This is a genomic window from Ornithinibacillus californiensis (genome assembly GCF_001038485.1).
GTDB lineage: Bacteria > Bacillota > Bacilli > Bacillales > Amphibacillaceae > Ornithinibacillus > Ornithinibacillus californiensis.
This window is the reverse complement of record NZ_LDUE01000008.1, coordinates 1-11,946: the sequence shown is the minus strand read 5'-3', so window position 1 is coordinate 11,946 and position 11,946 is coordinate 1. Positions and strand designations below refer to the sequence as shown.

Annotated in this window: 8 protein-coding genes and 1 riboswitch; of the genes, 2 read left to right on the top strand and 6 right to left on the bottom strand. The window is 38.1% G+C overall.

From position 1 onward, the window contains the following. Position 1: 1 nt before the first annotated feature. From TE34_RS01645 to TE34_RS01635, 3 genes are all read right to left on the bottom strand, one after another. On the bottom strand, positions 2 to 583 hold the full coding sequence (locus TE34_RS01645) for a TetR/AcrR family transcriptional regulator (protein WP_047983092.1): 582 nt from the start codon (positions 581 to 583) through the stop codon (positions 2 to 4). 200 nt (positions 584 to 783) lie between these two features. Next, positions 784 to 1,302 (bottom strand): GNAT family N-acetyltransferase, encoded by a 519-nt coding sequence (locus TE34_RS01640; RefSeq protein ID WP_047983091.1) that lies wholly within the window; start codon positions 1,300 to 1,302, stop codon positions 784 to 786. Positions 1,303 to 1,387: 85 nt separating this feature from the next. Then, entirely contained in the window at positions 1,388 to 4,639 is a 3,252-nt protein-coding gene (locus TE34_RS01635; protein ID WP_053074936.1) for a BTAD domain-containing putative transcriptional regulator, read from the bottom strand. A gap of 190 nt (positions 4,640 to 4,829) precedes the next feature. Between TE34_RS01635 and msrA the strand changes: the two genes are divergently transcribed. Both msrA and TE34_RS01625 read left to right on the top strand, forming a co-directional pair. Next, positions 4,830 to 5,354, top strand: a complete 525-nt coding sequence (msrA, locus tag TE34_RS01630) for a peptide-methionine (S)-S-oxide reductase MsrA (RefSeq protein WP_047983089.1) — start codon at positions 4,830 to 4,832, stop codon at positions 5,352 to 5,354. A 400-nt stretch (positions 5,355 to 5,754) separates the two neighbouring features. Further along, positions 5,755 to 6,918 (top strand): MFS transporter, encoded by a 1,164-nt coding sequence (locus TE34_RS01625; RefSeq protein WP_047983088.1) that lies wholly within the window; start codon positions 5,755 to 5,757, stop codon positions 6,916 to 6,918. A 46-nt stretch (positions 6,919 to 6,964) separates the two neighbouring features. Here TE34_RS01625 and TE34_RS01620 read toward each other — a convergent pair whose 3' ends face one another. The 3 genes from TE34_RS01620 to TE34_RS01605 all read right to left on the bottom strand — a co-directional run bounded on the left by TE34_RS01620 (position 6,965) and on the right by TE34_RS01605 (position 11,829). Then, positions 6,965 to 8,254, bottom strand: a complete 1,290-nt coding sequence (locus tag TE34_RS01620) for an NCS2 family permease (RefSeq protein WP_047983087.1) — start codon at positions 8,252 to 8,254, stop codon at positions 6,965 to 6,967. A gap of 138 nt (positions 8,255 to 8,392) precedes the next feature. Continuing rightward, a riboswitch (purine riboswitch) is annotated at positions 8,393 to 8,493 on the bottom strand. An 86-nt stretch (positions 8,494 to 8,579) separates the two neighbouring features. After that, positions 8,580 to 10,118, bottom strand: a complete 1,539-nt coding sequence (gene guaA / locus TE34_RS01615) for a glutamine-hydrolyzing GMP synthase (protein WP_047983086.1) — start codon at positions 10,116 to 10,118, stop codon at positions 8,580 to 8,582. Positions 10,119 to 10,611: 493 nt separating this feature from the next. After that, positions 10,612 to 11,829, bottom strand: coding sequence for an ISL3 family transposase (locus TE34_RS01605; RefSeq protein ID WP_047983024.1), 1,218 nt, complete (start codon positions 11,827 to 11,829; stop codon positions 10,612 to 10,614). Between the last annotated feature and the right edge of the window lie 117 nt (positions 11,830 to 11,946).

Genomic DNA, 11,946 nt, shown 5'->3' with positions numbered 1-11,946 from the left:
TCTAGTTTATTCCTTTAAAGATAAGGTCCATTGCCTCATTGATTACTTCATCAGGAACCTTTTCTTCCTCCCAGAAAACCCAGCGCATTCCAATAAATTGACCAATCCCCATTAAGCAGTATGCAACGGTTTCAGGATTTAGCGGTTTACATTCTTTTTTATCAATAGCTTCCTGGATTGCTCTTACAAATCCATCAGCAATTTTCTCATAATACCAGCGATACAATTTCATATCGACTAGTACCGATTGCTGGACGATACTATACAGGTTACGATGATTCGTTAGCCATTCAAAAAAGGCAAGGTAACCTGCTCGTTGCTTGGCTTCAAATGTAGTTTCTTTCTCCATCGCAACTTTAATTTGATGACGAAAACTTGAGCTCAGTTGACGGATTAACTCATCAAAGACTTCCTTTTTTGTAGAAAAGTAATTATAGTAAGTCCCCTGAGCCACTCCTGCCCTTAACGTAATTTCAGCAATGGATGTTTCAAAGTATCCCTTTTCTCCAAATATCTCTTCTGCAGTACTGAGAATCTTTTGTCTTGTCATTTTTCCTTTGGTTGTTAGTTTTAATTCTGACATATGAATCACCTCTCACTTTTTATATTATAAAAAGTATTCAGAAAAATAGCAAGGGTTTTATTTAGAAGTTTTTCTACAAGCTCTTTTCCGTAAATTTTAAGCTTATACATTCCCTCGTCATTTAACGAATACCTAATTTTTTTATATACATTTATACCCCCAAATCCATCAAATAACCTTGCTGGATTTGGGGGTATTAACTATAGAATCTTTTGATATAAAGAATGGTTGTCATTAGTACTTATTTTTACAAAACCATTCTCACTATAAAAGTTATTCAGTTTAAGGTTATTTTCAACACAATCTAATCGTAACATATCAATTCCGTCGTTCTTCAGTTTATTTTCTGCCCACTTTAGTACTTCTATTCCTAATCCCGAGCCAATTAAAGAACTATCTACCGCTAGTCGGTGGAGATATATCGCTCTATCATTCCGTATACCCCAAACATGTTGGTCCCACAAACTCTGTTTTTTGTAGAGTGTTAAAGTTGCTACAATATGCTCATTCCTCTTCACTACAAACGTCTCTTTATTGTGGATTGCCTGTCTTATTTCCTCATCTTCACCTCCTTCTGCAAGGAAGCCCCATTGGTCAATTCCTTTCTCCTTTAACCAATTGGCAACATCTTTTAGAAGGGTAATGATTTCTTTCTCATCTTTACTTGTTGCAATGGATACCTCACGCTCATCCATCAACAAATCAACTTTATTAGCCATTTTAACCTCCAATTATTTCTTTAGCTTTAATTTCGACACTATTTATGAAGTCATATTGAAATAAAAACCTTCAAAAAGAAGGTTTTTAATACGTATTCAATTTCTCCGACTCAATAATTAAATGATACATTTCCACCGTTGGAGCCATCGGTTCGACACCTAATTCATCCTCCAGCACGTCACAACACTTTTCATACCATTTAATTGCCTGGGGACGATTATTTAATTGATAATAACTATACATTAATAATCGGTACGCTTCTTCCCATGTACGGTCAATACGTATGATCCTTTCACATAACTCAATACATGCATGATAATCTTGCAGGCGGACATTCACTTGAGCTAATTTTTCCGCACCACGTAAGTAGAGCGTTTGTAATCTTTCTCTTTCTGTCTGGCACCAAGTCGCAAAGCGAAGATCTTCTAAGTAACTTCCGCGATATAGTTTTAGTCCCTTTTCTAGTAACTCTTTTGCTTGCTTAGCTTCTTTTTCTTCAATCCCTTTTAATACCCATCTCTCAAAATTATGGATATCAAGTTCGTATCCCGAATCAGGATTTAAGCCGTAATTACTTCCTTTACGAATTATAAAATAGGACTCTTCACGCGCTTTACGTTTCGGCTCTAATGCCTTGAGCAACGCATTAAACGATACTTTGAAATTCTTATTTGCTGTATCTTGATCTTGTTCAGGCCATAGACTTGCAAAGATTTCTTCTTTTGACAACATTTTATTGCGGTGCGTTACAAAAAGCTCAAAGAGTTCTTTTGCTTTGCCCCGTTGAAAGTCACGGTCCTCTAATTGCTTCGAACCAATCGCAACCTTTAAATATCCTAAAGTTTCGATTGATAAGGTGTAGCCTGGATGATTACTAATATCCTCATTTAATTGAAGCTCTGTCATATATTTAGAAACAAGTTGCGGCTCAACTCCAAGTTCTTTAGCCTTTAACAGTAATGGCGCTATATTTTGTAAATCGGATGGCCCAAATACAGTTGGTTTTTTCAAGAAAAACTCATAGCCCTCCGTATGCAAATCTTGTAAGAACCTCTCTATATTTTCTTTGAATACTTCCTCATCGTCATTCTTGTGCGCAATGAATGCTTTCCAGAAAGAGGTTACCAAAATTCCGTACCTATCTCCACAGCTTACAAAGTCTTCCTGAACTTCTTCTAGTATGGGGATCGCTTTGTCATCGTGTTGATTATAGATTTCTGTAAGTAAGAGGCCCACCTTAATGAGCGCACTTAACCATTTATCTTTAACCTTCTCCGTTTCGGCAAGTCCCTTTTTAGCCGCTTCTACCGCACGTTCATACTCCAGATTTTTCCCAAATAATATGGACATCCCCATGTATGGTTCGGCTTTCCCTCTGGAGATATTAATCTTTTCCATCATATCTAAAGCAGTCTCGTAACATTGCTTAGCCAGCTTAGAGTCATACGCTTCCGATAATTGAACGGCATGCCCCATCCGCATCCATCCACATGCTTCAACAAAAGGTGATTGAATGGATAGGCCGAGTTGAATTGCCGCCGAAGCAAGTTTTTTGCTATCCTCAGCATTACCCATAAATGCTTCCACAATAGACAAAAGTAAGTCCGTTTCACGATGAGATTGTGGCAAATGTTTAGTAGACCCACTGCTAGATTGCTCTTTACGCTTTAATAATACCTCTCTCGCTTGTGCTAGTCGTCCTGTCCGTAGGAGAATTCTTCCTTCTAAGTTCCCATCCTCAATTGGGATATTGAGAGATTTTGCCCGATCAAACCACGCCTCTGCCTTACTTGCTTGTCCTAAGTTTAATAGGTTCTCAGCAAGTAATTGATAGAGTTGGGCCATTTCTTCCTTAGAAGCATTTGCTTGTTCTTGCATATTGATCGCTTCTTTTACAAAACGTTCGGCTTGATCTGGTTGAATGGTATCCAAGTATATCCGTGCTTTTCCTTCAAAAGCTAATCCAATCAAATTGAAATGCTCTTGGTCATACCGCGGAATAATACTAATAATCCGATCAAAGTTCTTTTCTGCCTTATCATATTGAGAACGGTACCGCTCAATTTCCCCTTGATAAAAGTATAAAACAGGATATATTTCTTTAAATTCATCTGGAATGGTAGTTAATAAGTCATATAGACTCTGCAGTCTTCCAGAGCGAAGCATTGTTAATCCATATTCATTTACTAATGCAGCCATTTGGGCATACTTTTCGATTTTTCGGTAATGATAAAGTGCTCCTTCTACATCACCTTGTCTTTCAAAGTACTGTGCAGCCTTAATATGTAGATTCCTATATTCAGTCGGGTAAGTTTTCTGTAACCGATTCTCTAAAAATGCCTTAAACAGAGCATGATAACGGTAATAATTTTCTTCCCCTTCTACAATAAATAAATTCTGCTCCAGCAATCCTTGCAATATATCCTCTGATCCATTAATCTGCAAGACTTGATCACATGCTCTTGGAATTAACACATCCATAATACTAGATTGTAATAAGAACTGCTGAATAATTAGAGATTGTTTGCTAAGAACTTCGGATGCTAGATATTCAAATAAATCCTCTAAGGAAGTTTGACGGTTGAGAAAGATTGTTTCAATTGATGACTCATCGACTAACTGCTGGGTTAACATATTAAAAGCAATTGCCCAACCTTCCGTTAGCTCATAAATTTTATCGACCTTGTCATTACTTAACTCGATATTGAGAACATCCTCTAGGACAAAATACATTTCATTAGCCGATAAGATTAAATCATCCTGTGAAATCTCTAGCAAATCTCCTCTAACCTTTAACTTCGGTAGAATCGACCATTTTGGTTTATTACGGCTTGAAATAACGATATGCACATTCGATGGGATATGCTCCAATAAAAATAATGTCCATTTTTCAATCTCATAGGATGAATTGACATGATGATAGTCATCTAAAATGATGGTTATATCCTCTTTTAACTCCATTAATTCATTAATAAATGTCGATGCAAGAGAATAGATTTGCTCCGTATCGACATATGACCCTACCTCATCATACTTCTTCAAAATCGCTTCCCCGAATGTTGGATACTGTATTTTGACCGATTCTACTAGCTTTGTAAAGAATGGTAGGATATCATCATCAGTTGCTGATATGGAATACCAGCATGCCTTCATATTCGTATCGTGAAGGTATAGCGCTAAGGCAGTACTTTTGCCATACCCCGCCCCAGCATAAAGAAGTGTTAATGTGTGACTCGAAATAGCTGATAATTTACGATTCAATTTTCCCCTTCGGATAAATCGGTCTCGTATCGCTGGTGGGGCGTATTGACTATGCACTATAGGGATATTCCGCATCACATTCACTCCTTTCTCCATTGAGCTGGTATGTCATACTAAAGTCTTAATCTTCTATCATTTTAACACAAATAGCTACTTCTGAATATTTCCTTATGGTAGAATTCTTGAAATATGGTATAGTTTTATATATTCTCATTTTAAAAAAATTATGAAGAGCGATTCTTACGTTTAATATGGAGGAACATATATGAATACATTACAAAAAGCAACATTTGCAGGTGGGTGTTTCTGGTGCATGGTAAAGCCCTTTGACCAATGGGATGGCGTCCATTCTGTTATATCCGGCTATACTGGTGGCCAAGTAGAAAACCCTACTTATGAACAGGTGAAAACTGGTACAACCGGGCATTATGAAGCAGTTGAAATTACTTTTGATCCAAGTATTATTTCCTACGAGGAAATAGTTGAAGTCTTTTGGCGCCAAATTGACCCGACTGATGCGGGCGGTCAATTCCAGGATCGCGGAGACCAATATCGTGCAGCGATTTTCTATCATAATGAAGAACAAAAAGAAATTGCGCAAGCATCAAAGATGGCGTTAGCTGAGAGTGGTAAATTTTCAAAGCCAATTGTAACGCAAATTTTGCCAGCGGTTACGTTTTATCCAGCAGAAGACTATCATCAAGACTTTTATAAGAAGAGTGAAAAGGAATATAAAGAAGACCGCGCTAAATCTGGCCGTGATGAGTTCATTGCTGAGAATTGGGAGTAGTTTATTGGGCATCCTCTTAGTGAGGGTGCTTTTTTGGTTTCGCCCTTCACCATTGGACATGCGACTGTTCCGTTACTACATATGCCCTTCACCAAAAGACATGCGACCGTTTCGTTAGTACATCTGCCCTTCCAAAAAGACATGTGCCCGTTCCGTTACTACATCTGCCCTTCACCAAAAGACACGCGACCGTTTCGTTAGTACATCTGCCCTTCACCAAAAGACACGCGACCGTTTCGTTAGTACATCTGCCCAACCAAAAAGACATGTGCCCGTTCTGTTAGCACATCTGCCCCTCCCCAAGTTGATGTTCCCTCCCGTTAGAAATCCTTCTATTTCACAATCCTCGACAAAGTAGTATAATATTCACTTGAGCTGTACTACAGAAGGAGCTGACAACTTGGCTACAAAAGAATCATTATTACCATTAAAAATGCTATTATTTAGCTTTCATGCTGCAAATACAATTATATTAAGTTTCTTACCATTATACTTAGCTTATAAAGGGTTGAACGGTACAGAGATTGGTTGGGTTTTAGCGATTGGGCCATTGGCATCGATTTTTGCTCAGCCGTTTTGGGGTTATATGAGTGATAAATATAAATCCGTGAAAAAGAGTCTTTTATATTGTGTGATAGGTCTACTAATCTTTAGTACGCTATTCTTCCAAATGAGTGGCTTAATTCCAATCATGTTTATGGGTGCGCTATTTTATTTCTTCACCTCACCAATCGGTGGCCTGGGCGATAGCTTAGCTCAACGACGCGCGAATGATATTGGAATATCGTTCGGAACGATTCGGACGTGGGGTTCGATTGGATTTGCTATTTCATCACTAATTATTGGTAAAACACTTTCTACTTACGGTGTTCAACATATGATTTGGCCTTACCTATTCTTTGGCTTTATCGCTTTATTAGTAGTTCTTCGTTTAAAAGACGTGAAAGTGGAATCTGCTCCAGTAAAGCTAAAAGATGTAGGCATATTAATGAAAAACAAGTCCTTTTTATTTTTCTTAATGGCCATCGTATTCCTATCTGTTGCACACCGAACCAATGATAGTTTTATTGGCTTATACATCTCTGAGCTTGGCGGAAGTGAAGCGCTAGTGGGATTGGGTTGGTTTGTTGGTGTTGCTAGTGAGGCATTAATCTTTGCATTCGCCGGCTTTTGGTTCCGTAAATTCCATCCATTATTCTTTGTGATGATTGCAGGTATCTTGTATTCGATACGCTGGTTTATTTACGGGCTAGCAGACGATCCAATGTTTGTTATTGGCTTACAGTTCTTACATGGACTTACATTTGGTATCTTTTATCTAGCAGCGTTAGATTATGTCACTCGCCTGATACCAAAATCATTACAATCAACAGGACATCTTGTGTATTACGCAGTCTTCTTTGGAATCAGTGGAATTATTGGTTCCTTAGGTGGAGGAGCGATCATGGACCACTTTGGTGGTGGAACATTGTATTACATCTTAGGATTTATTTCATTAGCAGGTACGATATCTATCTTTATCTATCACGTTGCGTTCTCTGGTAGAAGAGCTATTCAACGATAAAAAATGGTCATCATGTTTAACATGATGACCATTACTTTTATCAATTTTATAAGAAGATGAAATAGGCTACAAAGACTCCAAACAATACATACATAACTGGATGAACCTCTTTACCTCTTTTTGCAACTAACATTGTAATTGGATAGAAAATAAATCCAATCGCAATACCTGTAGCAATACTATATGTTAAAGGCATCATTAATACTGTTAAGAACGCTGGTACAGCAATCGCAAAGTCATTCCAATCTATGTCTTTTAATGCTGTAGCCATTAATACACCCACAATAATTAATGCTGGTGCAGTTACTGCTTCAGTTACAACGCTTAACAGTGGTGAGAAGAATAAAGCCAGTAAGAAGAAACCAGCTGTAACTACCGATGCAAAACCAGAACGTGCTCCTACTCCAACACCTGCTGTGGATTCTACAAATGAAGTCGTTGTAGAAGTACCTACTGCTGCACCTACTACAGTTGCTGCAGAGTCTGCAAATAATGCTTTACCTGCACGAGGTAATTTATTGTCTTTAACTAATCCAGCTTGAGAAGCTACTGCTACTAAAGTTCCTGCTGTATCAAAGAAATCAACGAATAAGAACGTTAAAATAACGACTAGCATTTCCATTGTGAAGATGTCACCAAAGTGTGCAAATGCTTGACCAAATGTTGATGATACACTTGGAATACTTCCTACGATACCATTAAATTCAGAAAGACCAAAAATTAATCCTGCAATTGCAGTAATAATCATTCCATAAAAGATACCTGCTTTTACACCTAAAGCCATTAAAATTACAGAAACGACAAGACCAAAGATTGTAAGTAAAACTGTTGGTGAAGTTAAATCACCAAGAGCTACTATCGTGTCAGTGTTACCCTCAACAATTTTAGCACTTTGTAGACCAACAAAAGCAATAAATAATCCAATACCAGCACCTACTGCTTTTTTCAACTCAGCCGGGATGGAGTTAATTACTTTTTCACGAAGACCAGTTAACGTTAACACAACAAAAATAAGTCCAGAAGCTAATACCCCAGCTAATGCTGTTTCCCAAGGAATACCCATTCCGATTACAACTGAGAATGCGAAGAAGGCATTCAATCCCATACCTGGTGCCAGTGCAATTGGGTATTTAGCAATTAGACCCATTAATAGAGAACCTACTGCTGCAGCAATTGCAGTCGCTGTAAAGATGGCACCTGTATCCATTCCTGTTGCACCTAAAATTGCTGGATTAACGAATAGTATATAAGCCATTGCTAAGAAGGTTGTTAATCCACCTAAAAATTCTGTACGGAAATTTGTACCTAACTCTTCAAATTGAAAATACTTTTTCATTACTTTTCCTCCTAAAATATGAATGAGTGCAAATAAAAAAACATGCTTAGATCCTCTTCATTAGGGACCTAAGCATGCTACCCAAAAACCGTGCAAGAAAAGTAATCAGACAATAGTTAACAAAATAGAAAACTATCATCCTAATATACTAATCTGCGTAGTCAGACCATTTACGGCGGTCTGGTAGAAACTCTGGGCCATATTCCCTAAATTATACGCAAAAGTTATTCTTTTACCTTGTTCATGATAGTATATTACTATTTTACTAGATATATGTCAACCATTTCCGAACATTTTTTTGTAAATAAAAATTAACGTTCGTATTTTATTCCCACTCAATAGTTGCTGGTGGCTTACTCGTAATGTCATACACTACTCTATTTATATGTGCCACTTCATTAACAATTCGTGTAGAAACCTTTTCTAATACATCAAATGGAATTCTTGCCCAGTCTGATGTCATTCCATCAATGGAAGTAACGGCACGAATACCAATTGTATAGTCGTAGGTACGAGCATCACCCATAACACCTACACTGCGAATATTCGGGAGTACGGTAAAGTATTGCCAAATATCGCGTTCTAATCCAGCATTTGCGATTTCCTCACGCAAGATCGCATCTGATTCTCGAACGATTTCTAGCTTTTCATCAGTAACTTCACCTAGCACTCGGATTGCAAGACCAGGGCCTGGGAATGGTTGACGCCATACGATTCGGTCTGGTAAACCAAGCTGAGACCCAAGCTCGCGAACTTCATCCTTGAATAAAGTGTTTAACGGTTCAATCAGTTCAAATTGCATATCCTCAGGTAGACCACCGACATTATGATGGGACTTAATCGTTTGTGCTGTTTCTGTTCCACTTTCAATAATATCTGTATAAAGCGTACCTTGTGCTAAGAAGTCCATGTTTTTAAGTTTAGCTGCTTCATCATCAAAAACATATATAAATTCATTACCGATGATTTTACGTTTTTGCTCCGGATCATCAACGCCTTTTAGTTTAGATAAGAAGCGCTCTGATGCATCCACTTTTATCACATTCATATCAAAATCATTCGCAAAAACCTTCATGACATCGTCAGCTTCGTTTTTACGTAACAAACCATGATCAACAAAAATACATGTTAGCTGATCGCCAATTGCTTTGTGAATTAAAGCAGCAACTACAGATGAGTCAACACCGCCGCTAAGGGCACATAGAACGTTTTTGTCACCGACTTTTTCTCTTATCACGTTAACTTCTTGCTCAATAAAGTTTTCAATGGTCCAGTCGCCAGTAGCTCCACATACGTCAAATACAAAATTACGTAATAATTGGTTACCATATTCTGAATGACGCACTTCTGGGTGGAACTGAACACCGTACATATTTTGTTCTTTCCTACTAAACGCAGCAATAGGGGTAGATGGGTTAGTTGCATCAACAGTAAAGTTTAGCGGTGCTTCAACTACTTTGTCACCATGACTCATCCAAACGGTTTGCTCTTCTGGTGTCTCTGAAAATAACACTGGGTTATTTTGGAGAGAAATAGTTGCCTTACCATATTCACGGTTTTGTGATTTGTCTACTCTTCCACCATAATGAAGAGCCATTAATTGCATACCATAGCAAATACCTAGAACTGGGATCCCTAGTTCAAAAATACCTTCGTCTGGTCGGAAACTATTCTCGTCGTATACACTATGAGGTCCACCAGAAAGAATTATCCCTTTTGGATTAATTTTTTTAATCTCATCAACGGTAAGTTTATGAGAGTGAAGCTCACTATAAACACCAAACTCCCGAATTCTTCTGGTGATTAACTGATTGTATTGACTACCAAAATCTAGTACTAGAATCATTTCGTTATCCATGTGCATTCTCCCTATCTATAGTAAATGGTTGACTTGCTTACTTGCTGAACTCACTACACCAATTAGTGCTAGGTTGATTCTATCGGACAGAATAAACTGTTTCCACTTGATATTGTCCGTGAGAAGAAGTCTATCGGACAACATCTGCTGATTTCCACTTGGTATTGTCCGTGAGAAGGGCTCTATCGGACAAAACTTCCTGGTTTCCCTTGGTATTGTCCGAGAGAACAGCTCTGTCGGACAATATTTCCTGATTTCCCTCGTTATTGTCCGTGAGAAGAGCTCTATCGGACAAAATCTCCTGATTTCCCTCGGTACTGTCCGAGAGAAGGGCTCTGTCGGACAAAATCTCCTAATTTCCCTCGGTACTGTCCGAGAGAACAGCTCTGTCGGACAAAATCTGCAATTTCTACAAGATACTGTCCAATAGAACAACCAATAAACCTTGATAAAAAACGGTTCTACGTCAAATGTTGGGGTGGTGACATTAGTCGCCACCTCATCCTATATGCACACCAACATCTTTATACTGTCTTGCCAATAAGATTTTCGCTCTAAATCGCTTAAAACTTCTAAATCCATATGCATTTCTCTTTATCACTTTAGTAGTATTATTTATACCTTCCAAAAAACCGTTAGAATAGTCGTATGCAAAGCTATTCAGTATTTCTATCTGCCAGTTTTGAAAGGTTTTAATGGCACTTATCATTTCAGGTATCTCCGCGTCGATTACCTTTTTATAGAAAGACTGTAGGTTTTCTTTCACTAGGGAGATGTGTTCTTTCCCCATAAGCTTCGCTTCCTCAAACCATTCTCGATAAGCTTCCTTTAATTCATACGCTACTTTCAGTTCATCTGACATACTTAAGTATCTTTCTAAGTGCCACTGCTCATCATCTTTTAAACGGCCCTTTGCTTTATGAAATACATACTTCATTCGCTTACATTTCTTACGATCATAGTCATGAAAGTCTTTTTGAACTCGTCTTCTCACGCGGTCTAATCCCCAGTAGATATAGCGACAAAAGTGAAAACGGTCAGCTACAATAATAGGTTTACCTAATGCGTTCTGAACAGCTGCCTTGAAAGCTGGACTCATGTCCATAATGACAACTTCTACTTTTGCCCCATGTTTTTGGAGATACTGTTTAATGGTTTTTTTATAGCGATTTGGGAGAATATCTAATGGTTGTTTCGTGATACCATCCGCAATAATTAACTGATATTTACCCTCTTTTGTATCACCTTTATATTCGTCAATCGCTATGACGGAAGGAAGTGAGTTTACCTCTTTAATCTCCGTTTCCGCTAATTGGTCAAAACGTCTAACAATGGTTGTTGCCGAGGAGCCATATGTTTCTCCTACCTCTTTAAAAGTTTTTGCTTTGATGGATCGGATAGAGACCGCTTGATTCCATTCCACGGAAGTGCGTTGATATCGTTCTACGAAGCCGTTTTCTTCAGAAAATCGTTTTCCACAGGAAGGGCAACTATAACGTCTGCGCTTATACCATAGTTGAGTCATTCTTTCGAACCATTTCAGATGTTTTACTTTTTGGTATCGATAGTCATGTATGCGTTCGGTTTCCTCTCCACATCGCGGACAACTATGTGGCTTACGCTCCATTTCCACATAAACTTCTACCTTCCCATCTCGCTCTACTAAATTTGTTACGTTACAGTCTTTTAATCCTGGCATATTCATGATAAAATCCATTTACACGCATCCCCATTCTTTATCTTGTTTCTCGTCAATTCAAGTATAAAAGAATGTTTGGGGTGCGTGTACTTTTTTTCTGAATTTTATTGAAACCCCAACAAATATTATAGAGCC

Bases quoted from the DNA above. Each gene is read 5' to 3' on its own strand.
- TE34_RS01645 (WP_047983092.1), bottom strand. From the start codon at position 583: ATGTCAGAATTAAAACTAACAACCAAAGGAAAAATGACAAGACAAAAG.
- TE34_RS01640 (WP_047983091.1), bottom strand. From the start codon at position 1,302: ATGGCTAATAAAGTTGATTTGTTGATGGATGAGCGTGAGGTATCCATT.
- TE34_RS01635 (WP_053074936.1), bottom strand. From the start codon at position 4,639: ATGCGGAATATCCCTATAGTGCATAGTCAATACGCCCCACCAGCGATA.
- msrA (WP_047983089.1), top strand. From the start codon at position 4,830: ATGAATACATTACAAAAAGCAACATTTGCAGGTGGGTGTTTCTGGTGC.
- TE34_RS01620 (WP_047983087.1), bottom strand. From the start codon at position 8,254: ATGAAAAAGTATTTTCAATTTGAAGAGTTAGGTACAAATTTCCGTACA.
- guaA (WP_047983086.1), bottom strand. From the start codon at position 10,118: ATGCACATGGATAACGAAATGATTCTAGTACTAGATTTTGGTAGTCAA.
- TE34_RS01605 (WP_047983024.1), bottom strand. From the start codon at position 11,829: ATGGATTTTATCATGAATATGCCAGGATTAAAAGACTGTAACGTAACA.